The organism is Pseudoalteromonas sp. S408, assembly GCF_005886645.1.
Lineage (GTDB): Bacteria > Pseudomonadota > Gammaproteobacteria > Enterobacterales > Alteromonadaceae > Pseudoalteromonas.
This window is the reverse complement of the sequence record NZ_PNDY01000001.1, coordinates 437,565-463,270: the sequence shown is the minus strand read 5'-3', so window position 1 is coordinate 463,270 and position 25,706 is coordinate 437,565. Positions and strand designations below refer to the sequence as shown.

The 25,706-nt window shown below is 40.3% G+C and carries 20 protein-coding genes; 17 read left to right on the top strand and 3 right to left on the bottom strand.

The window, feature by feature from the left end; translation table 11 throughout:
- Positions 1-828, top strand: a complete 828-nt coding sequence (locus CWB62_RS02230; RefSeq protein ID WP_058403114.1) for a helix-turn-helix transcriptional regulator — start codon at positions 1-3, stop codon at positions 826-828.
- Between the two features lie 5 nt (positions 829-833).
- Here CWB62_RS02230 and CWB62_RS02225 read toward each other — a convergent pair whose 3' ends face one another.
- A complete protein-coding gene (locus CWB62_RS02225) occupies positions 834-2,069 on the bottom strand; it encodes a TMEM143 family protein (protein WP_138527802.1) in 1,236 nt (411 codons plus the stop codon).
- A 195-nt stretch (positions 2,070-2,264) separates the two neighbouring features.
- On the opposite strand from CWB62_RS02225, the gene CWB62_RS02220 reads away from it, so the two are divergent.
- From CWB62_RS02220 to CWB62_RS02205, 4 genes are all read left to right on the top strand, one after another.
- Positions 2,265-2,849: a YqaA family protein gene (locus CWB62_RS02220; RefSeq protein WP_058403112.1), complete on the top strand. Its 585-nt coding sequence runs from the start codon at positions 2,265-2,267 to the stop codon at positions 2,847-2,849.
- Positions 2,850-2,919: 70 nt separating this feature from the next.
- Positions 2,920-3,828, top strand: coding sequence for a GGDEF domain-containing protein (locus tag CWB62_RS02215; protein WP_138527836.1), 909 nt, complete (start codon positions 2,920-2,922; stop codon positions 3,826-3,828).
- Positions 3,829-3,975: 147 nt separating this feature from the next.
- Positions 3,976-5,337 (top strand): hypothetical protein, encoded by a 1,362-nt coding sequence (locus CWB62_RS02210; protein ID WP_138527800.1) that lies wholly within the window; start codon positions 3,976-3,978, stop codon positions 5,335-5,337.
- Between the two features lie 117 nt (positions 5,338-5,454).
- The gene (locus tag CWB62_RS02205) at positions 5,455-8,097 is read left to right on the top strand and encodes a DUF2339 domain-containing protein (RefSeq protein WP_138527798.1); all 2,643 of its coding nucleotides are present in this window, start codon (positions 5,455-5,457) and stop codon (positions 8,095-8,097) included.
- Between the two features lie 74 nt (positions 8,098-8,171).
- On the opposite strand, the gene CWB62_RS02200 is transcribed toward CWB62_RS02205, so the two are convergent.
- Positions 8,172-11,612 carry a PAS domain-containing hybrid sensor histidine kinase/response regulator gene (locus CWB62_RS02200; protein ID WP_138527796.1) on the bottom strand — a complete coding sequence of 1,147 codons (3,441 nt, stop codon included), beginning with the start codon at positions 11,610-11,612 and terminating at the stop codon, positions 8,172-8,174.
- 413 nt (positions 11,613-12,025) lie between these two features.
- Between CWB62_RS02200 and CWB62_RS02195 the strand changes: the two genes are divergently transcribed.
- The 12 genes from CWB62_RS02195 to CWB62_RS02140 all read left to right on the top strand — a co-directional run bounded on the left by CWB62_RS02195 (position 12,026) and on the right by CWB62_RS02140 (position 25,393).
- Positions 12,026-12,289 (top strand): DUF4212 domain-containing protein, encoded by a 264-nt coding sequence (locus CWB62_RS02195; protein ID WP_004586074.1) that lies wholly within the window; start codon positions 12,026-12,028, stop codon positions 12,287-12,289.
- 10 nt (positions 12,290-12,299) lie between these two features.
- Complete coding sequence (locus CWB62_RS02190) at positions 12,300-14,024, top strand: sodium:solute symporter family protein (RefSeq protein ID WP_138527794.1); 1,725 nt, start codon at positions 12,300-12,302, stop codon at positions 14,022-14,024.
- Positions 14,025-14,129: 105 nt separating this feature from the next.
- Positions 14,130-15,968 (top strand): DUF294 nucleotidyltransferase-like domain-containing protein, encoded by a 1,839-nt coding sequence (locus CWB62_RS02185; protein ID WP_138527792.1) that lies wholly within the window; start codon positions 14,130-14,132, stop codon positions 15,966-15,968.
- Positions 15,969-15,975: 7 nt separating this feature from the next.
- Positions 15,976-16,599 carry a 3'-5' exonuclease gene (locus tag CWB62_RS02180; protein WP_138527790.1) on the top strand — a complete coding sequence of 208 codons (624 nt, stop codon included), beginning with the start codon at positions 15,976-15,978 and terminating at the stop codon, positions 16,597-16,599.
- A 147-nt stretch (positions 16,600-16,746) separates the two neighbouring features.
- Positions 16,747-17,478 carry an SIMPL domain-containing protein gene (locus CWB62_RS02175; RefSeq protein ID WP_138527788.1) on the top strand — a complete coding sequence of 244 codons (732 nt, stop codon included), beginning with the start codon at positions 16,747-16,749 and terminating at the stop codon, positions 17,476-17,478.
- A gap of 26 nt (positions 17,479-17,504) precedes the next feature.
- Positions 17,505-17,765 carry a hypothetical protein gene (locus CWB62_RS02170; RefSeq protein WP_138527786.1) on the top strand — a complete coding sequence of 87 codons (261 nt, stop codon included), beginning with the start codon at positions 17,505-17,507 and terminating at the stop codon, positions 17,763-17,765.
- 157 nt (positions 17,766-17,922) lie between these two features.
- Positions 17,923-18,939: an erythrose-4-phosphate dehydrogenase gene (epd, locus tag CWB62_RS02165; protein ID WP_138527784.1), complete on the top strand. Its 1,017-nt coding sequence runs from the start codon at positions 17,923-17,925 to the stop codon at positions 18,937-18,939.
- Positions 18,940-19,008: 69 nt separating this feature from the next.
- Positions 19,009-20,184 carry a phosphoglycerate kinase gene (locus tag CWB62_RS02160; RefSeq protein ID WP_138527782.1) on the top strand — a complete coding sequence of 392 codons (1,176 nt, stop codon included), beginning with the start codon at positions 19,009-19,011 and terminating at the stop codon, positions 20,182-20,184.
- Positions 20,185-20,385: 201 nt separating this feature from the next.
- Positions 20,386-21,450, top strand: a complete 1,065-nt coding sequence (fba, locus tag CWB62_RS02155; RefSeq protein WP_138527780.1) for a class II fructose-bisphosphate aldolase — start codon at positions 20,386-20,388, stop codon at positions 21,448-21,450.
- Positions 21,451-22,252: 802 nt separating this feature from the next.
- On the top strand, positions 22,253-22,942 hold the full coding sequence (gene phoB, locus CWB62_RS02150) for a phosphate regulon transcriptional regulator PhoB (RefSeq protein ID WP_006791869.1): 690 nt from the start codon (positions 22,253-22,255) through the stop codon (positions 22,940-22,942).
- Between the two features lie 60 nt (positions 22,943-23,002).
- A complete protein-coding gene (phoR, locus tag CWB62_RS02145) occupies positions 23,003-24,334 on the top strand; it encodes a phosphate regulon sensor histidine kinase PhoR (RefSeq protein WP_138527778.1) in 1,332 nt (443 codons plus the stop codon).
- Between the two features lie 90 nt (positions 24,335-24,424).
- Positions 24,425-25,393, top strand: coding sequence for a PstS family phosphate ABC transporter substrate-binding protein (locus CWB62_RS02140; RefSeq protein WP_058403099.1), 969 nt, complete (start codon positions 24,425-24,427; stop codon positions 25,391-25,393).
- A 70-nt stretch (positions 25,394-25,463) separates the two neighbouring features.
- Here CWB62_RS02140 and CWB62_RS02135 read toward each other — a convergent pair whose 3' ends face one another.
- Entirely contained in the window at positions 25,464-25,700 is a 237-nt protein-coding gene (locus CWB62_RS02135) for a hypothetical protein (protein WP_058403098.1), read from the bottom strand.
- Positions 25,701-25,706 lie beyond the last annotated feature (6 nt).

The window sequence follows — 25,706 nt, the reverse complement described above, 5'->3', positions numbered from 1 at the left end:
ATGCGCAACACCATTAAAGATGTACTCGATATTGGCCCAGAGTGTACAGAGCGGTTTATTGATTTAAACACGCTTTCGCAAATGCCAAGCCTTGAAATAGAGCTGGCAGGTTGCTCAAATTTATTGGGCGATTATTGTGTTGCGCGTACTAACCCGCTTGAACACACTTTGTTTTATACTTTGGGTGGTCAGGGCACGCTTAAAACTATTAATAACCAATACCCATTAATCGAAAATAGCTTAGCTATATTGCCAGCACGGCAAAGTTTTGAGGTTGAAATAGCAAGCGAAAAGTGGGATGTGATTTGGCTAAATCTTGCAAATACCAAGCGTTGGCAGCATTTAAATTTAGCGCACGCTAAGGTATTAACTGATCAACAATTAACACCACTGCACTTAGCAATGGAGCTTTTATACAGCGAAGGAAATGCGACTTTGCGTGAAGGCGTAATGCCTATTTTAAGTCATTACTTAAACACTACGCTTCAAAGCGAGCCACAAATAGGCGGGCAAAATAGATTAACCAGCTTATTTTTAGAGGTAGAAGAGCGCCTGCAGTTTGATTGGACAATAGAGGCTATGTGCGAACAAGTACATTACTCAGCACCGCATTTACACAGGTTATGCCAGGCACAATTTGGCAAAAGCCCTATGCAGCAGCTTATTTATTTACGTATTAAACGGGCTAAAAACTTGCTTTTAAATACCCGCTGGCCAATTGCCCATATTGCCGCTTACGTGGGGTACCCTAATATATTTAATTTTTCAAAACGGTTTAAAAAATCAGTGGGCGTTTCACCCACAGAGTTTAGAAAAAAGTTAGTTTAAACATTTTAATTATATTGAAACAGGTTATCCCAGCGCTCATCTAAAATGGTTTTTGCATGGTCTAGGCTTATTGCGCTATACACATCGTTAGTGCAGGTTACTAAACGCATCCGGGTGAGCTTTTCAAGCGCATCGCTAATTTCAAAGTCGAGTTCGCATTTATACTTTGTTTTAAACCACGCCTCTATTTGCTCATCAAGCATTTGAGCGTTTAGGCCACTTTTAGATTTTAATAAAAACGTATAGGCAAGTAGAGCTTCTTTTATGTCTTCTTCTTCGGCGGCGTCTATAAGGGTATGAAAAACACCGGCGTTGTTATCAAGATTTTTAAAGTAAAGGTTATCACTAAGGGCTTTCATAAATTTAATTTTACGGTTTTTAAATTTACTCCACTCTTTAAAAATAAAGCTGCCAAATACCCCCATGCCAATAGCAAAGGTAATAAAGTGTTGTTGGGTCATTTCTACGGCTTCACTTCTAAAGCCACCCCAAAAAGCAAACAAAGCAAATAATAATAAAATTGATGCGCCTAGCTTTGTAATTAAAACCACGGCACCGCCAATTAAAGCCGATGAGCCAATAATCACCTTATCAATAGGGCGCATACGTACTTCGCTATTAGGAAATAGCATTTCAAGGTCGGCTTTAGGTACATTTTGAAACAGCTTAACGATGGTCGAGCTTGGCTCAAACCCTAAAGGCGTTTTATTTTTAGCGTCAAAGTGGGCTTTATCTTTAAAACGAATAAACACCGCAACGCGGTCGTAATTAGTAAAGTGCAGTGGCTTTTTACGAAGCCCCCAAAAGCTGGTTATGGTTTCAGTGAGCTGCGACTCGCCGCGGCGATAAAAAACCACTTCTTCAAAGTCGTCAAACTCCACCTCAAGGCGCACTTTAAAAAGGGATTCTTCGTTGAGTGCATCTTGTAAGTCTTGATTGGTGATCACTTCAAAATTAGCCGCGTTTAAAACTTTAGCAAAATCTTTTGCAAAGTCACGTTGGCACTGCGCTTTTTGAGCATTTGATACCGGCGCTAAAGAGCGTGTATCGCTATTAGGATCAAAGGGCGCGTAGTTATTTTTTAGCGACTCAAGTGTGGCGTGGTAATCGAAATGAATAAGGCTAGCAAGTAGGTCACAAAATTGTTTAAACGAGGTTTGTTGTGTGTTGTTTTCAAGCTCATTGCTACACATTTCAATAATGTCTTGCTTGCGAAAGGGAATAAAACGCGCATTTTGCATAAATTTTTAACTACTTAAATAGGGCTTAACGTTATTAGTACATAGTAAAATATTCTTATAAATATTGCTATTTTGTTAACCTGTTAAGTGGGTATTGTTTGTATCAAGTTTTAATAGTTTCAGGGTGTATTAACTTAACTGTGTCATTATTACTATGTAAATACAGGATAATTAAGCATAGGGCAGGAGTTAATTGTGGCTTTACAAAAAAAATTAAAACAAAAAACACGTAATTTTATAGAGTCTAAACATATGCTCAGTGGCATTACGGTTGCGTCGTTTTTAGAATCCACAATTGTCCCTATTCCTTTAGAAGCGATTATGGTGCCACTTATGCAGGCACAACGAGAAAAACTATGGTTGATTGCATTAATGGCAACGCTGGGCTGTGTTGTTGGGGCATTATTTGGTTATGCCCTTGGCTACTATTTATTTGATGCAGTTGGGGATTGGGTGATTAGTGCTTTTTCAAGCCCTGAACAGTTCGAAAATGTTAAACAAAAAATGGACAACCAAGGTTTTTGGTTTGTTATTACTTTAGGAATAGTACCTATTCCATTTCAAATAGCGATGCTTGCGGCGGGCGCTACCAAGTATTCACTTGGCCTGTTTTTACTGGCCAGCGCAATTGCTCGTTCAATTCGTTACTTTGGACTTGCTATTGTTGTGTTTTATGCAGGAAACCAAGCTGAACGTATAATTAGTAAGCATAAAGTTAAAGCCATGATTAGTTTAACTATTTTAGTTTTACTGGGATGGGGGATCAGCACCTTACTTTGAGGCTAAATTTGTAAGGTGTGTTATAGTTATTAAAGATGATTTATAAACTCAAGTGTAATCTATTTATATGATGAATGTTGAAACTGTCAGCCTTAAGTTGACCCGCTTTACTCGTATAACGCGGTTAAATAAATTACTTATGTTTGCGCTGCTAGTATTTATAGTGGTATTCACCATTTATAACTTCACTTATTTTCCTCTGTTAGGTGCAAAAAAAAGCATCCCTGACTTTGCCAGTGAGCTCATCAATCTTATTGTCATAATGACTGTTTTTTGGGTTGTGCAGTGTTCCAAATTAGCTAAAAAAGCCTACCAGTATGTCACCATTGGTTTAATGTTATGGATAGTGGGAATGACGGCCGATGTGCTTGACGAACTTGTTGTTCAGCCTGCGTGGGTTAACTTGTATATAAAAGATTTTTGCATTTCTGTAGGGGTCGTTATTACGGCTTATGGCTTATTTAAAACCATGTTGTTTATGCAAAAAATGCACAATAGGCTAGCCCAAGAGTTTATAATTGATGATCTCACCCAAGTTTACAATCGGCGATGTTTTTACGAATACGTTGAAAACGAAACCGATGAATCTTACGCGGTAATCATTATCGATATTGATCACTTTAAATCTATTAACGATACCTATGGTCATAGCAAGGGCGACAAGGTGCTTAAAGCTTTTGCTAGCAAAATAGACGCTCTGTTTGAAGATGGCAATATTTTTGCGCGTATTGGAGGTGAGGAGTTTGCAGGCTACCTACCAAATTGCACTCTAGAACAAATGCAGGCGTTTGCTGAGTCGGTGTTAGCGAGTGCTCGTACTATTGAGGTTACCGATAAGCTTTATACTAGTGCAAGTGTTGGGGTAGCTAAACGCTTTAAAAATGAATCATTTGATAGCGTAATGAAACGCGCAGACCAAGCTTTATACAAAGCTAAAAACAATGGCCGGAATCAATTTGAAATCGCAGCAAAGCCGTAAATAGCGGGTCCTTATTATTTGCACATTTGCTACACTTTTTTACGTTTTCGTAAGTAAATGTCAGCTTAGGTAATACTTTGTAAAGCATGAAATTAAATTAAAATGCAAAGGTCGTAGAGGGGATATTAACAATAAGGAATCCCCTTGATGACCAACTCTCTTTTAAAAGTGGCTTTACCTCTTAGCTTACTTGGTGTTTTATCTGGCTGTGGCTCTGATGATAGCGCAAGCTCAACAGGCTATATTCAAATGTATAATGGCTCATACAACAGCCCTTATACGCGCTTGTTTGTTGAAGAAACAGAACGTTCAGGTGCCGACTTTGCCGACGTAACCACGCGCCATAATTACAGTACTGGCACATTTGATGTTAGCTTTGAATATTTAGACACTAACGATAGCTACATCGCTATTAGCGATCAAGAAATTTCAATTAAAGGTGATAAAACGCAATTAGTTGTTATGAGTGGCGATTTCGCTGAACCCACTTTTACTGAATTAAGCGTGCCTATTAGTAGTGACACAGGCGAGTTTAACCTTGGCTTTTTTAACATCACGGGTGAGGACACCAGCTACGATATTTATCTGGCAACAGACGATGGCGTATTTGAAAGCGCAACATTGTTTGCATCTGCGCAGTACTTAAATGAATTAGATTTACAAAGTGTAGATGAAGGTTATTACACTATTTTTATTACCCCTGCGGGCAGTAGCGATGTGGTTTACGAGTCATCGTCAGTTTATTTGTATGATGAGGCAAGCTACGTAGCCATTATTCGCCCAAGTTATGCCACCGAGTTAAGTGGTATCACGCTTGATGTAGTAACCGATAATAACTACGTTACTGAACTTAAGCATCAATCTGCATTAGGTCAACTGCGTTTTATTAATACTATTGATGATTACTCACCAGTTAGTTTTAGTGTAACGCGTGGCACTACAACAACTCCAACTAACTCAGTTTCAAGTGACAGCTATACCGACTACGTTGAGCTTTTACCAAACAGTTATAGCGTGGCGATGTTTGATGAGCAAGGTAACAAGCTGGCCGATAACTTCTTAATGACCCTCGAACGTGAGCAAAGCGCGGTGGGTATTTTTTATAACGATGCAGATAATGGCTTGCGGATGATGAGTGTTGAAGAGCATTTAACACCAAGCAGTTATAGTCATACGGTGTCGGTTATTAATCTTATTGAAAGTTACGCAGGCCAGTCGATAACTGATATTGATGTGTACTTTACCCTTAACGGTGAAACTGTTGAGGACACCAGTAATGTAGTTGATGGCCTAGACCGCTACGATCAAGAAGAGCAAGTAGTCGATAACGAAATTTATACGGTGTACGCTGTTTTTGAGGATAACGGCCAGCAAATTGTACTCATTCAACAAAGCGATATGGACTTTACCCAAGAGGGAAATTACATACTCATTTTAGAGCATGATGAAACCACGGCATCGGGTTATAAAATGTCTTTAGAGCGCACAATTACAGACAGTGTTGAATAATAAAATGAGAGTTAAAAGCCTAAGTACAGAGTGTATTTAGGCTTTTTATTGAACAAAATTTAACGGCTTAGTAATAATTAGGTACACTCAGAGCATAAAAAATAACAAGAGTGTGCCATGGATGATTTTATTGGGTTAATAGTGATAGTCATGCTGATTATTGCAACCGGTGCTTTGTGTGGATTAATTGCATTAATACAAGTAAACGGATTAAAGCAAGAAATTGCAGTATTGAGGGCTAAAGTAACTAATTTACAAGCCTCTAAAGCAGCGTCATTTAATAATGTACAGAGTGAAGTAAAAGCCCCTGACTTTAAACCTCATGCCACTACTATAAATACCGAGCCAACTTTAGCCGTGCAAAGCGCTCCCATTGGCGCGGCAAAACAAAAGCCTGTAGCGCCTAAAAAAGCTAAACCAGCCACGCCTTCATTTATTACCACATTGTTTGAAACATTACGCACTGGCTTTGAGCAAAACTGGATGACGTGGATAGGTGCAATAGCACTTGCCTTTGGTGGCATATTTTTAGCTAAGTACAGTTTAGAGGCAGGGCTTTTATCACCCGTAATGAGGCTTAGTTTAGGTGGCTTATTTGGTATTGGCTTAATTAGTACTGCAGGTTACTTACATTATAAACGTATTGTTTTTGAAGGCTTTAACAATTACATACCTGCAGCACTTGCCAGTGGTGGTTTTATTACCTGCTTTGCGTTAACGCTTTTAGCTTACAGTAGCTATCAAATGCTTAGCCCAACAACCGCGTTTATTTTGTTAGCTATTATTGCCATAAGTGCGAGTGTAATGGCATTAACACTTGGCCCATTGCTGGCAGTGCTCGGAATTATTGGTGCTTACAGCGTGCCTATTTGGGTTAATACCGGCAGTAATAATGTATTTGCGTTATTTATGTATGTGGGCTTTGTTAGTTTGTCTGCCTCGTTGGTTGCTCAAAAAGTGCAGCGAGCTTGGCTTTGGTACTTATTATGGGCAGGGCACATTGGTTGGTATTTAGTCGGTTTTATTATTATGCAGATAAAAAGCGACACACCATGGCTGTTTGGTACTTTTGCGTTACTCAGTATTATAGGGCTCATTGTCATACCGCGTTTGGGCTTTAAATTAAGAAACATTGAACATCGTCCGCACTCTTTAAAACGCCTTGTAAAAGTATTACCCGATCACCTCTTATTATTGGCTTTTATAGTCCCGTTAATTTTTACCATGTGTATAAGCTACTACAATTTAGAATGGCAAACCATTGGTGTGTTAAGCATTGGATTGTTGTTATTTTTAGTACTCAAAAATAGTCGCTGGGATTTATGGCAAGGGCTATCTCTTGTTATTGCTACGCTAATGGTTATAAGTGCAGAGCAAATAAGTTCTTTATCTGCTTTTTTTGATGATGGATTATTTATATTTAAAAGCGAATACGGCCTAGGGTTATTGCTTGGTTTTGGTTTTATGGCCTACGGGCTTTATTTTGGTAAAAAACAGATAAAACGATTAGCCTTTCATATTAGTGCGGCGTTTAGCGTTTTTGTAATGATAAGTACCTTGTATGTACTCATTCCAAATAGCGCATTAAGTACTGCTTACCCTTTTTGGGCTTTTGTATTATTTGTTGTAGCGGCTATTTTAATTAAGTGTGCGCAGCATAATACAACGCTATTTCAGCGCTTTACTTATTGGGTAGGGGCAAATGCTAATATTACCTTAGCTATCACCATGCTATTAAGCGACAGCGGTTTAACCATAGCATTAGCAATTCAAGTATTGTTAATTAGTGTGCTTATAAAGCGTTTTAATGTGCCTATGCCACATTGGCCAATTAAGGCGTTAGTGGCTGCGTTATTACTTCGTTTAACGCTCGCGCCATGGACACCAAGTTACGAAGCGCTTACATTATTTGGCTTGCACTGGAGCGTTATTGTATATCCGCTGTGTACTGCATTATTTTTTGCCGCCGCTAAATGCTATAAAACATCACAATTACAAGTGTGGTTAGAAGGGGCCGCTCTTCATTGTTTTGCGTTATTTATTACTACCGAAACCAGTTACCAGCTAGTAGGGCATTACCCACAATTTGACTCGCTTAGTTTTTATGAGCAAGCATTACTTACGTGTAATTGGCTTGCGCTGGGCTGTGTTTATTTGCATCGCGCACGTGTTGCGGGGAGCTTAGCAAAACTGTATCAAATTGCAGGGTGTGTATTAGCAGGCGGGGCGGGTTTTATTTCAGTTAAAACACTACTCGACGATAACCCGTTATTAACCTCTATTTATATTGGTGAACTCCCTGTACTAAATTGGCTGTTTTTGCTTTGGTTAGTACCTGCTGGCTTAACGGTTTGGTTATATTCACTTATAAAACCTATAAACGCTAAGGTAGCGCCGTTTGTACTGGGTGTGGCAGGTTTACTTGGCTTAATTGCTATTAATAGTTTTATTCGCCAATACTGGCAAGGGCCTTATATTTATCTATCAAAAGGGGCCACTAATGAAGAGCTGTATAGCTACTCTATTATTTGGCTAATACTAGGCGCCGGTACGGTTATATTAGGGCACCTTAAAAACCAGTTACTCATTCAAAAAATAGGCTTAGGGTTACTTGCAGCGGTAATTGTAAAAGTGTTTTTAATTGATATGGCTAATTTAACTGGGCTGTTAAAAGCGTTGTCGTTTATTGGTTTAGGGCTCTCTTTAGTGGGGTTGAGTTGGTTATTTCAAAAGCTTAGAAGCCGCTCAAAAGTTATATAATATTGATATTTTATAAAGCAAAGCCCAGTAAATATACTGGGCTTTGCTTACTCAGCTCTGAGTAACTAACAAAATTAAGTACTGTGATTAAGTAGTGCTTTTAACTTTCCTGGTTTAATAGGTTTACTTAAGTAATGAATATTAGCCGCTTTGGTTTCTTGTTTTAGCTCGGTGTCGCGCACTGCGGTAATTAAAATAGCCGGAATATCGCCTTGCCATATTTCTCTAAGCGTTTTAATTAAAGTGATGCCATCGCACTCATTGCCTAACTGGTAGTCCATTAAAATAACATCGGGTGCGCTATTTGCTTTAGCATGCGACATTACACTTTCTACATTATCGAACAGGGTATAATTGGCTTGCCACTTTTTAAGTAAACTTGCCATGGCTGCTAGGTTTTCTGGATCGTCGTCAACGGCAATAATATTTATTGCTGTGCGGTTTTCTATTAGGTTACTCGCTGCACTTTTTTGCTGTACAAACTGGGCGTCGCCGTAAGGTACGTCAATACTAAAGCGGCTTCCTTTATTTGGTACAGAATGCACGCTTAGCGGCAAGCTAAGCAGGTCGGCCATACGCTTTACTACCCCAAGGCCTAGCCCAACACCTTTGTTATCGCCCGACTCGACACGGTAAAAATCATTAAATATTTTGGCTTGTTCAACGTCGCTAATACCAGGCCCTGTATCCCAAACTTCAATCCGTAAGCTGTGTTTTCGGTTTCTACATGCAACTAATACACGGCCCGAATCTGTATATTTAACAGCATTAGACACTAAGTTTTGGATAATTCGGCGAAGGTAGGTAATGTCGCTATGTACAACTTGCGCCTTAGATCGCACGGTGAGCTTAAGGCCTTTATCGCTTGATAAAATAGCGTACTCACTTTTTAGCGGCGCTAAAATGTCTTCAATGTAAAAGTGGCGCGGTGTGGGGGTCATTGCGCCTTGTTCTAGTTTGGCTATTTCAAGCAAGGCTGACATTAAATGTACAGTTGAATCGAGGCTGTCGCCAAGCTTGTTAAAGTTATTAGCATTAGTGGCATCAAGCTGTTTTTCGTCAATGGCAGCAAGGTATAAACGTGCAGCATTAAGCGGTTGTAAAATATCGTGGCTAGCGAGTGCTAAAAAACGTGTCTTACTGTCGTTTGCTTGTTCGGCCTCTTTTTTTGCTAAAGTGAGTGCTTCCTCCGTTTGTACTCGGCTATCTATTTGAGCTTGTAAATCTTTATTGATAGTTTGTACTTCTTGGGTTCGAGCCTCAATACGGTTTTCTAGATCCATGTTGATTTCTTCAAGCGCATTTTGCGTGCTTATGTGAGTTGTGATATCGGAAAAGCTCGTTACAAACCCGCCATCAGGTAGCGGATTACCTATCATCTCAAACACTTGGCCATTACGGCGATGACGAATAAAGTGATGAGAGCTGCCGTTTTTTAAATGCTGAACACGTTTTTCTATTTGGCGTTCTATTTCGCCAGGCCCACATTCACCGCGTTTAGCGTTATACCTAATAATATCTTCTATGGGTTGGCCAACTTCTAAAAAACCCTCAGGGTAGTTAAACATGGCACTGTAGCGCTTATTCCATGCCACGAGCTTTAAGTTTTTATCAACAACCGAAATTCCATGGCTTAAGTTTTCTAAAGAGGTAAATAATAGGTTTTGGTTGAATTGCAGCGCTTGTGTGGTTTCATCAAAAAAGTTAACAACCTCTTCAAATGCCATACGTTTTCCCGACGATACCGTATGAATAAGGGCTTGTGCAGATGACGCACCTAAAACACCGGTTAACGCGCGCTCGCAATAGGCAATAAATTCGGGCTCTGGGTGGGCGTTGTTGTCGTTTAAATGATGTGCAAGTGCATAATGTGCCAAAATTTGTTGGCTGCGTTGTATGCCCAAAAAGGTTTGCAGTAATATTTTAAAGTCGTAAACCGTGGCTTTAACATTTTTGTTTAAGCGGCGCGATAAAATGGCCTGATCTTTTGGGTTTACAAATGCAGCGGCCTGAATTTTGTCAATAAGACGCTCTTCAGCTCCCAATGAAAAGCTAATGTAGCAGCCAATATTTGCAAATAATGCTATTAGTGTTCCTCGGGTTATTAATGTTTGTTGTAGCTCACTATTTAACGTATTACCGGCGTCTAAAATGGGGAGCATTAAAAACAGCACCCAGCAAGTTATACCGGCTAAAAGGCCTGCATACACGCCATAGGCATGGCCTTTTCGCCAATATAACCCCCCCACTATTGAGGGCAATAATTGAGTAACCAACGAAAAGGCAACTAAGCCCATACTGGCCAGTGCGCTGCTATGGCCAAACCATTGCTGATAAAAGTAAGCCAAAATTAAAATACCGGCAATGGTAAAGCGCCTGACTAATAAAATTTGTGCCTTATAGCTGGTGGTAATTAAATTTCGCTTAAACTTTCGGCGCAGTATTAATGGTAGTACAACATCGTTAGAGATCATGGTACTTAGGGTCAGTGTTGCAACCACAATCATGGCCGTTGCAGCCGATAAGCCACCAATAAATACAAAGGTCGTTAAAAAGGCGTTGTCGTTAATTAATGGTAGTGCCAATACAAAGCTATCTGGCGAATAGCCAATACCAATGCTCGGGTGAATAGCGGCAGTGGCTATAGGTAAAATCATTGCTGCGGTTAGCAATAAATAAAGCGGAAACGCCCAGCGAGCGGTGTTTAAATGGCGCTTATTTTGGTTGTCGACCACGGTTACATGAAACTGGCGTGGTAAACAAATAATAGCCGCCGCTGCCATGAGCGATTGGCCAATAAAGTTAAAACTAAAAAAGTTAAAGTTGCTCCAGTGCGACCAAGTAGATTCAGTCAACTGGGCCGATGTAGCCTCGGGTAGATTAAACAACGTATAAATTGCTAGCCCTGCCACAGCCATTAATGCAAAAAGTTTGATTAAAGATTCGAATGCAACAGCTAGCATTAACCCAGAGCGATATTCGGTTACGTCTACTTTGCGGGTGCCAAAAAATATTGCAAATAATGCCATGATGAGTGTGGCAGAAAGTGCCAGCATATCGCCTGATATTTTATTGCTGTTTTGCAATAGCAAAAAGCTAGTGCTTAGCGCTTTAAGTTGTAACGCAATGTAGGGGATCGTTGCCAGCAGGGCAATAAGAGTAACCATAATAGCGGTGGTTTGGCGTTTGCCATACCGCGCTGAAATGAAGTCAGCAATGGTGGTAATGTTTTGTTTTTTACTAACCAAAACGAGTTTACGCAAAAATCCTTGCCCGAAAAAAAACAATAAGGCCGGTCCTAGTAAAATAGGTAAGTAGCTCCAACTGCTGGTGGCCGCGGTACCTACTGAGCCGTAATAGGTCCAAGAGGTACAGTAAATACCAATTGCAAACGAATACACAAAAGGGTGATGACTAATACGCTTTGCCAAAGGCGTGGTTTTATCACCCCAGTTTGCGAGCCAAAACAGTACCCCTATATACCCTAATGCAACAATTATCAGAACGGCAGTCATGTTGTTATTAACCCTTATTATTTTTAAATGCCCCTCAACCCAAGAGGCCATTACACAATACCAGAACTGAGCTTAAGTGTGAGGGCTGATTTTATATTGTTTAATAAAACTTAAATTTATCTTACTGAATAATAACAATAAAAAATAAAGTCGGCCGCGTATTAGACTAATGTCGCATTTATGAGTTGCTCGGTAACTAGGCAACAAACATAGCAGGTGCTGTGAGCGTAACATGCTGATATTAAATAAAAAGAACAGCTTTCATCAAGCAGGTTAAATACAGTTTACGTAAACGTTAATTAGCTGTTACGACTATGGTCTCAATTCAATATGTGAGCTGCGTTGCTAAATTGATTAGCGAAGATAAAAAACCACCCATCGCGATACTGCGGTGCTTAAAGGGGAAAATAAAAATGGCTTTTAAAGACGAAGAACAAGCAAAAGCTTATTGGGCAGAAAACATTTCACTACTGTTTAAACTACTCGCAGTGTGGTTTGTGGTCTCATTTGGCTTTGGCATATTACTGGTTGATGTACTTAATGAAGTACGTTTTTTTGGGTTTAAACTTGGCTTCTGGTTCTCCCAGCAAGGCGCGATTTACACCTTTGTTGCTTTGATTTTTGTGTACGTTTTCAAAATGAATACGTTAGATAAAAAATACGGCGTAGACGAATAGGAGCTAAGCAATGGATGTTCAAACACTCACATTTATAATCGTCGGTTTAAGCTTTGCGCTTTATATCGGCATTGCAATTTGGGCCCGTGCGGGTTCAACTAACGAATTTTACGTAGCGGGCGGCGGCGTGCCTCCACTTGCTAATGGTATGGCAACCGCAGCCGATTGGATGAGCGCCGCGTCATTTATTTCTATGGCAGGCATTATTTCGTTCGCAGGGTATGATGGCGGCGTTTACTTAATGGGGTGGACAGGCGGCTATGTATTGCTCGCTATGTGTTTAGCGCCTTACTTACGTAAATTCGGCAAATTCACGGTGCCTGACTTTATTGGTGACCGTTACTACTCGCGCACAGCACGTTTAGTCGCAATTTTATGTGCCATATTCATTTGTTTTACTTACATTGCAGGGCAAATGCGCGGCGTAGGCGTTGTGTTTTCTCGCTTTTTAGAAGTAGAAATTGAAACTGGTGTTTACATTGGCATGGTGATTGTATTCTTCTATGCGGTTCTTGGCGGCATGAAGGGCATTACCTACACGCAAGTAGCGCAGTATTGTGTACTTGTATTTGCCTACCTTGTACCGGCTATTTTTATCTCGATGATGATGACGGGTCACTTTTTTCCACAAACAGGCTTTGGTGCCACATTGAGTGACGGTTCGGGTATGTATGTGCTTGATAAACTTGATGGGTTAAGCGCAGAACTTGGTTTTGCTCAATACACCGAAGGTTCAAAAAGTATGATTGACGTATTTGCCATTACGGGTGCATTAATGGTGGGTACTGCAGGTTTACCACATGTAATTGTTCGCTTTTTCACTGTACCACGCGTGAAAGATACGCGTATCTCAGCAGCATGGACGTTAGTATTTATTGCTATTGTTTATACTACAGCACCGGCGGTTGCCTCATTTGCACGTGTAAACATGATTGACACAATCAATGGTAAAGACGGCAGCGGTACAGCGTATGCAGAAGCGCCAGCATGGATCAAAAACTGGGAACGCACAGGCCTAATCACGTTTAATGATAAAAATGGTGACGGCAAAATGTTCTACACAGCGGGTAAAATCGAAGATCCAAATAGCGCAAACGAAGTAAAAGTAGACCGCGATATTATGGTATTGGCTAACCCTGAGATAGCTAATTTACCAGCGTGGGTTGTTGCACTTGTAGCCGCAGGGGGGATTGCTGCAGCACTGTCGACAACAGCGGGTTTACTACTGGTTATTTCGACTTCTGTTTCGCACGATTTACTCAAACGAACTCTTAAACCCGATATAAGTGATAAACAAGAGCTACTGGCCGCACGATTAGCCGCGATGATTGCCATTGTTATATCTGCTTACTTTGGTATTAATCCGCCAGGCTTTGTGGCGTCGGTGGTCGCGTTTGCCTTTGGTTTAGCGGCGGCGAGTTTCTTCCCGGCTATAATTATGGGGATATTCTCTAAAACAATGAACAGAGAAGGCGCAATTGCTGGCATGGTAACGGGTATTGGCTTTACCGCCGCGTATATTATCTTCTTTAAATTTGTGAGCCCAGAGCTTAACAGCCCTGAGAACTGGTTCCTAGGTATTTCGCCTGAAGGCATAGGCTTAGTTGGTATGGTTATTAACTTTGTTGTTGCTGCCGTAGTACTTAAATTTACTCAACCAACACCTGTTGAGATACAAGAAATGGTAGAAAGTATTCGTAATCCTAAAGGCTCGGCAGAAGCGCACGCGCATTAAGCCAACTTATATGTAAAGTACCAAAAGCCCGACTTTAGTCGGGCTTTTTATTTGTATAAATAATGAGTACATTGGTGCTGTGTATACTTTTTAGTGAGTGTAACAATGAGTTTAGAACAACAAGAAGTGGCCCAATATGTTTATCTTCAGGCGCCATTTAGCATGCTTGATAGCAGTGCTTGCGACTATTTTGTAAATCATCTCGATGTTATTTATTTAACGCGAGAAAATCAGGCGCAGTGGCTGCAAAGTGAACACCCAAAGCTATTTTTAATTCGTTCAGGCCTTTACGATTTAGTTGATGCAAAAGGCAATGTGGTGACGCGTTTAGCGCAAGGTGATTATTTTGGTTTTCCTTCGCTTTTAACTGGCGAGGCCATTCAAAATAAATTGGCAGTTCAAAAAGAGGGCATAGTGTATATGCTCAACCAAGAACATTTTGATTTTTTACGCCGAGAGTACAAACCGTTTGAGCAATATTTTGTTAGAGCTCACGCAAACCGTTTACTCTCATCACATTATAAAAGTAAAAACGACAGTTGGTCAGAGCGCAGAATATCTGAACTCATGACCCGCACAGCCATTACACTTTCGCCCGATGCGAGTATTCGCCAAAGCGCTAAAAAAATGAAAGAGCACGGTGTATCGTCAATTATGGTTATTCAACATGCCCATTTAGTTGGCGTGGTCACAGACCGCGATTTGCGTAATCGTGTGCTTGCCGACGAAGTAGACCCACAAGATGCAGTTAGTAGCATAATGACCACAAATCCTAAATTTATATTTGAAAACAACCGTGTTTTTTCTGCACTACATTTAATGCTCAAATATAATATTCACCACTTGCCAGTGCTTGATGAAAGCCATAATCCTATAGGTATGCTTACTAGCACTGATTTACTGCGCCAACAAAAAAGTGACCCTGTGCAACTCATTGGCCGCATTTATAAAGCGCATAACGTGACCGATTTAAAACGTTACGCCAAAGAAGTACCCGATTTACTTAAAAGCTTTTCTCATAATATCGACGATATTTCACTTATTGGTAAACTACTAAGTGGATTAACCGATGCGCTAACATCGCGCTTGATCAGGTTATTTCAAGAAGATCATGGCGCAGCGCCAACCAGTTTTAGCTTTATATGTTTTGGCTCACAGGCACGAGAAGAGCAAACACTGCACTCGGATCAAGATAACGGTCTACTGCTTCCCAACGATTTAACCCAAGAACAACATGCTTATTTTAAAAAAATGGGAGAGTTTGTTTGTGAACATTTAGTTGAATGCGGTATTAGGCGTTGCCCTGGTAACATTATGGCAAGTAGTGACTTATGCCGCATGAGCGTAAACGATTGGTCGGAGCGTTTTTTTAAATGGATAAAAAGCCCAACTCCCGAAGCCATGCTTAACTGTAAAATATTTTTTGATTTACGTTTCATTGAAGGATCAAATTCGTTATACACCGCATTTTGTGAGCAATTAGTGCGTATATCGCGAAACGATTTATTTTATGCTGCCATGGCGACCGATATAAATAACAACAGTGTGCCCATAGGGTTGTTTAACAAGTTTAAAACACAAAAAGATGACAACAACCATAAATACATAGACTTGAAAAAACGCGGTGTGGTGATTATTAACGACATTGTGCGTTTATACGCATTAAAAGCCGGTATCAAACGTGCTAACACTCAAGAGCGCCTAGAAGCATTATTAAAGTATAACCTCATCAATAAAGACGATATTTACAACTTAAAAGACTGTTGGCGTTTTTTAACCCAACTGCGCTTAAGTACACAAATAAATGAAGAGGGGCTCCCAAGTAACTGCATAAACCCTAACAAGTTAAACTCATTAGAGCGTCATCAGCTTAAAGAGGCTTTTTATCTGGTAAAACAAGCACAGCAAGGCGCGGCGTTTAAATTTGCGCGAGGCAGTTTGTGAGGCTCTCATGGTAAAAACGCTACTTACGCGGTATATAAAACGCCGTCAACTACTGGCACAAAATGCATTATCGCAGCGCTATTTAGTGATTGATTTAGAGCTTACGGGGCTTGACCCAAAACAGCACGAAATAGTATCGGTTGCATGGGTTGTGATTGATAATCAATGTATAAAAATGAGTGAGTCGCAGCATTTTATTAATAAAGACGTAAAAAGCCTAGAACAAAGCCCTGTTTTTCATGGCATTAGTAACGAGGCCATTACTAATGGGCGTAGCTTAAACAGTATTTTAAAAAGCTTAAGTGCCCATTTTAAGGATTGTATTTTAGTGTTCCATAATGCAGCTCTTGATTGGGGGTTTTTAAAAGTTGCTTTAAAACAAGCTAATATAACCACCCGCCCTAAACTAATACTCGACACCCTCCACATAGAAAAAAAGCGGCTACTTAACCAACCAACTGAAATAAAACAAGACGATTTAACCCTAAACGCATGCCGCACTCGCTATGAGTTACCAAGCTATCATTGCCATCATGCGCTTACCGATGCACAAGCGACAGCTGAGCTGTTTTTAGCCCAATGTCATCAAATAAGTTGTGGTAAAAAGCTAAAAGTAGGTGAGCTGACGTAGGTTGGCTGAAGGCGGGGGGATGCCGCGCGAGATAAACTCCCGCTTACAATAAAGAGCAGTTTACTTTTATAGTTATTAGTATGACTATAGGTACAGTTATATCGTCATTATTTAACTGATTACTCCAAGTTACTCCAAGGAACGAATATGAAACTTATTATTACTATTTTTCTACTCTTTTCACCACTTATCACTTTTGCTAATTCAAGCGTGCCTGCTAATCGTCATATTGCAATGCAGGGTACTGCAGAGGTATTAGCAAAGCCCGATATGGCTCAAGTTTCTTTTGAAGTAATAAGCTTTAAGGACAAATCACTTGATGCTAAACGTGATGTTGATAACCGAGTGAATTTGTTACTTAAAGGGTTAAGCAAGTATGGTGTTAAGGAGACTGATGTTTCTGCTTCGAGCCTGTTAACTCATAATGATGACGATATGTTTAATGTTGAGAGTGGTACAGCAATTAATGCAGGGTATGTAGCAACAAGAACACTTAAAGTAACATTAAGAGATATTGAAAAAGTGAACGATTTTATCGATTTTGCACTAAGTGTAAAAATTAATGAAGTGACGAATATTGAGCTTATGTCTTCAAAAGCTGCGCAATTAGAAGCTGAAGCAACACAAGGCGCAATAGAAAACGCTATAGTTAAAGCAAGCGAACTTGCTAAAGCATTTGGGGCAGAACTTGGACAAATTTACAGTATTAATTCAAATTTTAACCGTTCAAGTTATGGTTATGGCGCAGATAGTTTTGAGCGAATAGTTGTGACCGGCTCTAAAGTTACTAGAAATCCATTCGAGCAAGGTAGATACCTGCAAGAAACGATTACATTTAAATCATCTATAAACGTGGTGTTTGATTTAGAGATAAAATAACAATTAGGGTAGGAGGCATTAGAGTAATGGAATTAAATTATTTTTATATTGGGTTTGGTATCATTGTATTACTGAACGTCATCGTTAGTGTTCTTCTGATAAAGCGCGATGATTTAGAGGTGTTTCAAAAAGTAGTGCAAGTAATATTGGTTTGGTTAATTCCGTTTTTTGCTGCGGTTGGCTTATGGTTATTTTATCGCTCACAGGATAAGCCCAAAAGTCCGCCTAAAAGCTTTGGTGGAGGAACATCTTCTGGTACGAGCACATACAACGGCAGCGGGCTATGAACAAGTTTTAATGTGAGTGATAGGGGGTTATTTTAAACGTTAATTTAAAGTTTCTGATCGCCCCCTCTTATAATCAGGCGCAAGGTCGATTACAATACAACCATCTAAAAGGCACATAGCCTTTATCTGCACGCTAAAAGAGTGGATTTTATATTTCATGGCAATCAAACTTGCAATTAATGGTTTTGGTCGTATTGGTCGAAATATTGTCCGCGCGTTATACGAGTCAGGTTTGAGCAACGAGATTAAAATTGTTGCGATTAACGAACTTGCTGACCCTGAAGCTATTGCTCATTTATTAAAATACGACACGTCCCACGGTCGTTTTTCTTTTCCTGTAAAACTTGGTGAAGACACCATTAGTGTGGCAGGCGATACCATTGCACTTTTTTGTGAAGAAAACCCAGTAGAGTTACCTTGGCAAACCCTTGATGTAGACGTTGTACTTGAATGTACCGGTGTTTATCACTCGCGTGAGCATGCACAATTACACATTACCGCTGGTGCTAAAAAGGTGTTGTTTTCGCATCCGGCTGATAACGACGTAGATGCCACTATTGTTTACGGCATAAACGACGATGAGCTTAAAAGCGAGCACACTATTGTATCTAACGGCTCGTGTACTACTAACTGTGTAGTGCCAGTTATAAAGGTTTTAGATGATGCGTTTGGTATTGAGTCGGGTGCTATTACCACTATTCATGCATCGATGAACGATCAACAAGTGATTGACGCGTACCATCATGATTTACGCCGTACCCGCGCTGCGAGTCAGTCTATTATTCCGGTAGATACAAAACTTGCGCGTGGTATAGACCGCATATTACCTAAATTTGAAGGCCGCTTTGAAGCCATTGCTGTGCGTGTACCAACAATTAATGTTACTGCGATGGATTTAAGTGTAACGGTTAACGCCGATGTTGATTTAAATGCAGTAAATAATGCACTCAAAGCACAAGCGAAAGACCGCTTAGAAGGTATTTTAAGTTACACCGAAGAGCCGCTTGTATCGGTTGATTTTAATCACGACCCACATTCTTGTATTATTGATGGCACACAGACACGTGTTAGTCACAAACGGCTGATAAAGTTACTTGTTTGGTGTGATAATGAGTGGGGATTTGCAAACCGTATGCTCGACACTGCGCGTGCGATGGTTGCAGTAACTCAGTAACTTTTTATATTACTATAATAATTTAAAACGTATTTTTCAGGTTCAGTATCGTTAACTAAGGAGATATTCATGTCGGTCATAAAAATGGCAGATTTAGATTTAAACGGCAAACGCGTATTAATTCGTGAAGATTTAAATGTACCAGTTAAAGCAGGTAAAGTGACGTCAGATGCGCGTATTCGCGCTGCACTACCTACTATTAAATTAGCGCTTGAGAAAGGTGCTAAAGTAATGGTTATGTCACACCTAGGCCGTCCTACGGAAGGGGAATACGATGAAGAATACTCGCTTGCCCCTGTAGCTGACTATTTAAACGATGCCTTAGAGCAAACAGTACGTCTTGAAAAAGACTACTTAAATGGCGTAGATGTAGCTGATAACGAAGTGGTTGTATTTGAAAACGTGCGCTTTAACAAAGGCGAGAAGAAAAACGATGAAACGTTATCAAAACAACTTGCAGCATTATGTGATGTATACGTAATGGATGCCTTTGGTACAGCTCACCGCGCACAAGCCTCTACGCATGGCGTTGGCTTATTTGCAGATGTAGCCTGTGCTGGCCCATTACTATCTGCTGAACTTGAAGCACTAGGCAAAGCACTTGATAACCCAGCTCGCCCATTAGTGGCTATTGTGGGTGGTTCAAAAGTTTCAACTAAACTAACAGTATTAGACTCGCTTTCTAAAATTGTAGATCAGCTAGTAACAGGCGGCGGGATTGCGAATACCTTTATTGCAGCTGCAGGCAACCCGGTAGGTAAATCACTTTTTGAAGCTGATTTAATGGATGAAGCAAATCGTCTATGTGCAGCAGCTAAAGCAAACGATGGTGAAATTCCAGTTCCTACCGATGTAGTTGTAGGTAATGAGTTTTCAGAGTCAGCAGTTGCTACGCTTAAAGATGTAAGCGAAGTGACTAGTGACGATATGATTTTTGATATTGGCCCAGATACTGCCAGCCAACTTGCTAAAATTATTGCAAATGCTGGCACGGTGGTATGGAATGGTCCTGTAGGTGTATTTGAGTTCGATCAGTTTGGTAACGGCACACGTGCTATTGCTCAAGCAATTGCTAACTCAAAGGCATTTTCAATTGCGGGTGGCGGTGATACCTTAGCTGCAATTGATAAATACGGCATTGCCGATAAAGTTTCTTACATTTCTACCGGTGGTGGTGCGTTCTTAGAGTTTTTAGAAGGCAAAAAACTCCCAGCAGTGGAAATGCTAGAGTCGCGCGCTAAATAAATTTATTTAGCCGTGTAAGGTGAGGGGAAACCCTCGCCGACAATTAGTTATTAAATACCTCTCACCCTAATTTAATAACTGATTTTGACGGAACTTTGCTGCTGGGCAGTGATTTTTCGTGGTGTTATTTAAACGCCAAACTAACATATCCGTTCAAACTAGATGGCAGTGAAATGCTGTCGATAAATTGGAGAATACCCAATGGCTTTAATCAGTATGCGACAACTTTTAGATCATGCAGCTGAGCATGGTTACGGCGTACCCGCTTTTAACGTGAATAACCAAGAGCAAATGCGCGCAATAATGGAAGCGGCTGACAAAACAAACAGCCCAGTAATCGTTCAAGGATCAGCGGGCGCACGTGCTTACGCCGGTGCACCATTTATTCGCCATATGATTTTAGCAGCCGTTGAAGAGTGGCCACATATCCCCGTAGTAATGCATCAAGATCACGGCACCTCACCGGGTGTTTGTCAGCGTTCAATCCAACTTGGTTTTTCATCAGTAATGATGGATGGCTCGTTAATGAGTGATGGTAAAACGCCTTCAAGCTATGAATACAACGTTGAAGTTACTCGCGAAACCGTTGCTATGGCACATGCCTGTGGCGTATCGGTTGAGGGCGAGTTAGGTGTATTAGGTTCACTTGAAACAGGTGAAGCCGGTGAAGAAGATGGTGTTGGCGCAGAGGGTAAATTAACGACCGACCAAATGCTAACTGACCCTGAAGAAGCTGCAGACTTTGTAAATAAAACCCATGTTGATGCCCTTGCTATTGCATGTGGTACATCGCACGGGGCTTACAAATTTACACGCCCACCAACGGATGATATTTTAGCAATTGATCGTATTAAAGCGATTCACGCTCGAATTCCAAACACGCACTTAGTAATGCATGGATCGTCGTCTGTACCACAAGAATGGTTAGAGATCATAAACCAGTACGGTGGTGAGATCCCTGAAACCTACGGTGTGCCAGTTGAGCAAATTGTTGAAGGTATTAAGCACGGTGTTCGTAAGGTAAATATTGATACCGATTTACGTTTAGCGTCTACAGGTGCTATTCGTCGTCATTTGGCGCTTAACCCATCTAATTTTGATCCACGTAAATATCTAGCAGAAGCCACAAAAGCGATGACAGAGATTTGTGTTGCGCGTTACAACTCGTTTGGAACGGCAGGGCAGGCAGGTAAAATTAAACCAATTTCTCTAGATGAGATGCATCTTAAGTACTTAAGCGGCGAGTTAGCACCACAGATCAAATAATCGACCGATTAAACTGATCAATGTATAAAGGCCAGTAATAGTATTGCTGGCTTTTTTATTACCTGCCTATAGCAGATCATTCAATTACCAACTGTGTTATTAGGGATCACTCATTTACTAACACAGGCTTTTTGGGATCATTACTTTACTAAGTTAATTAAATTTTTCGTTTTATTTGGCAGTAAAAGTAATCAGATCTTTTTTAATTTGCACAAACAATCAACAGCTTAACTTTTTGAGTAGGTAGAGCGTTGATCTCAAAATTGATCACCTTGGTAAAAATCTGATCTTTGAAGTTAAGCTTAGTAAAATCAAGATCTATTCAAACCTGAGTAATTGCAAACATAGGCAGACTTAGTAAAGTAATGATCTCAGTATTAGATCATATTAAAAAGTTAGTTTTGCAAAGTGCTAACACGAGGGTTTATCTAGTTTTTTGTTACCTACATAGATGTAGGTAAGTGGCGTGTGCAGGACGCGGAAGCTTTACCTAGTTTACCTATTCTTATATGTATGTAAGTCACTAGAATAACGCAGAAGCAGTTATCGAGCCCACTAGGTTACAAACCTCGCACCGCGGTTAAATAGCCCTAGTTTGAACGAATTTTAATGCGCAAAGAACAACAGACCCTAATAACGTTAATCAATTTTAAAATATATAAATTTGTGACAGGAATGAGGTTTTATTATTAATTTGGCTTTTTTTTACCCCGATTTTAATTTACACGTTACACTTTCATAAAAATGTAATACTTAGTCATAATAATGAAAACTTATTCGATAGCTTAAGAGATAAATTGGAATGTCACGTAAAGTACTAGTCGTAGACGACGAAGCGCCTATCAGAGAGATGCTTGTTTTTGTATTAGAGCAAAATGGATTTCAGGCAATTGAAGCCGAAGATTATGATTCTGCTATTGCTGCAATGGTTGAGCCTTACCCCGATATGGTATTGCTTGATTGGATGTTGCCTGGCGGAAGCGGTATTCAAATTGCTAAAAAGTTTAAGCAAAACGAACACACGCGCCAAATACCTATTATTATGCTTACAGCCCGCGGCGAAGAAGAAGACAAAGTACGTGGCTTAGAAGTAGGCGCTGACGATTACGTGACTAAACCGTTTTCGCCAAAAGAATTAATGGCGCGTATTAAAGCGGTTATTCGCCGTGTGTCACCAACGTCTTTAGAGGAAGCTATTGAAGTGCATGGCTTGCGTTTAGACCCAATTTCTCACCGCGTTACCTCTGAAGGTAATGAGCTTGATATGGGGCCAACAGAATTCAGGCTCCTTCACTTTTTTATGACTCATCCTGAACGGGTTTACAGCCGTGAACAATTGTTAGATCATGTGTGGGGAACCAATGTGTATGTTGAAGATCGCACTGTTGATGTTCACATTCGCCGTTTACGCAAAGCAATTGGCCCATTAGGACACGATCGTCTGGTTCAAACCGTTCGTGGTGCAGGGTATCGTTTTTCAAGTAAACTATAACCTACTTCATCACCAGCTTAGTTTTATACGTGTATGACTACTTTAAGGTAAAGTGAGTGTATGTATCGAGTTGTTAATAAACAGGCGTTAATTAAACGCCTGTTTATCTATTTTTTGCCCTTACTATTAATTGGTGTGCTTGTTGGCGCACCTTTTTTGCTTTTATTTTTAGGCTCTTTTTCACTTCTTGTTTGGCATTATCATCAATTATACCGTTTGAGCGATTGGCTTTTAAATCAGCGCAGTTTCAACCCGCCTGAAGGAGAAGGGGCATGGGAGCAAGTGTTTGAAGGTATTTACCATCTGCAACACCGTAACCGTAAAAAACGAAATGAACTGGCCGATTTAATTAGGCGATTTCGTGATGGGGCCGAAGCGGTACCCGATGCCGTTATTGTGCTTCAAAACGATTTAAGCATTGTGTGGTGTAATCAACTGGCGCTTAAAGTGTTAGGACTTCAGTGGCCAACCGATCATGGACAACGTCTTGATAACTTAATACGCGAACCTAAGTTTGCAAAATATATGCACAAGGGGAATTTTGACGAAGCACTAGAGCTTGATAACGGTCATGCTATTGAACAAGTACTTGAGTTTAGGGTAATGCCTTATGCAACCACACAGCTAATGGTTGTGGTGCGCGACGTAACCCGTTTAAAGCAGCTTGAACAAATGCGTAAAGACTTCGTTGCCAATGTATCGCATGAGCTGCGTACGCCGCTTACGGTGGTTACAGGTTACCTTGAAATGATGGACAGCGATAACTTACCGCCCCCAGCAATGTGGAATAAAGCACAAACGACCATGCTTGAGCAGTGTAAACGCATGGATAGCTTGGTAAGCCAGTTATTATCTCTTTCCCGCATAGAAGGCTCACGCCGACAAGATAAAGATAAAGCCATTAATGTGCCCCAGTTACTGGGTTATATTCAAACTGAGGCCCAGTCAATTAACCAAGATAAAGGTCACGAATTAATATTTGATATAGATAGCACACTAGACATTAAAGGCTCTGAAGATGAACTACGCAGTGCGTTTTCTAACCTAGTATTTAATGCGATTCATTACACTAAACCAGGTGGGAAAATACAAGTTAGTTGGCTTCGTAAAAATAATATAGCTTGTTTTACAGTTATTGATAACGGTGATGGTATTGCTGCAGAGCATATTAACCGACTTACTGAGCGCTTTTATCGTGTTGATAAAGCACGAAGCAGAACCACAGGTGGCTCAGGTTTAGGGTTAGCAATTACAAAGCATGTATTAACACGACACGATAGTAAATTAAATATTACGAGTGAAGTGGGTAAAGGCTCTTGTTTTTCTTTCTATTTTTCAACAGATAAGATTGTTGATTTGATAAATAAACAACAAGATTCAGTAAGGTCATAAAAGTGTCATTTAAGAGTCATATCATTGTCATGTACTCGCTTTAGAGTGAGCAGCAGTTAGAAAATGGGACGAACAAATCGGAGAACCCACATGAAATTTAAAAACTTAGTTGCCGCAATGGGTGTGGCTGTTACAACTTTCGTATCTGCTCAAGCAGTGGCTTTAGATCAAGACATTCCTGAGTATCAAAAAATCAGCGGTGTATCAGGCAACTTTTCATCAGTAGGTTCTGACACTTTAGCTAACATGATGACTTTTTGGGCTGAAGAGTACAAACGTATTTACCCAAATGTAAACATTCAAATTCAAGCGGCAGGTTCTTCTACAGCACCTCCAGCATTAACCGAAGGTACAGCTAACCTTGGTCCAATGAGCCGTGCAATGAAATCAAAAGAAATCGAAGCGTTTGAAAAACGTTACGGTTACAAACCAACGGCAGTTCGCGTAGCTATTGATGCACTTGCTGTTTACGTACATAAAGATAACCCAATCGAAGGTCTTCGTATTGACCAAGTTGATGCTATTTTCTCATCAACTCGTAAATGTGGTGCGCCAGAGCAAGTTAACCGTTGGAGCGATGTGGGCCTTGAAGGTAGCTGGGCAGCTCGTGATATTCAATTATACGGACGTAACTCTGTATCGGGCACTTACGGTTACTTTAAGAAAAAAGCACTGTGTAAAGGTGACTTCCGCAACAATGTAAACGAGCAACCGGGTTCTGCGTCTGTAGTACAATCAATTTCGTCTTCATTAAATGCAATTGGTTACTCAGGTATTGGTTACAAAACGTCAGGTGTACGTACAGTTCCATTATCTAAAAAAGGTACTAACTTTGTCGATGCAACACTTGATAACGTTGCGCAAGGCAAATACCCACTTTCTCGCTTTTTATACGTATATGTTAATAAGCACCCAAATAAAGCCTTGTCTCCAATGGAAGCTGAATTCTTAAAAATGATTCTTTCAAAAGACGGTCAACAAATTGTAGAAAAAGACGGTTATGTGCCTCTTTCTGCAAAGTTAGTTGAAGTAGAGCTTAAAAAGCTAGGTTTAAAATAATAAATCCAAGCAATAAAAAAACCGCTCATTGAGCGGTTTTTTTGTGTCTAAAATTTTAAGCTTGGGGGAATTAAATACCACCTAACTTTTCAGCGCGTGCTTTACATTGATTGTATGTTTCTACACATTTTGCAGAGCACACTTGTTGCTTAAGACCTTCAGCCGTTGTTTGCTGATCACAGGTGCTTTCACAGCGAAAATTTTGTTGAGCACATTGGTTCATCTCAGCATTTTCAACGTGATTCTGACAACCCGCTAAAACAAAAAAAGTGAGGGCAACTACGCTTGTTTTTATTAATATATGCATTTTTAA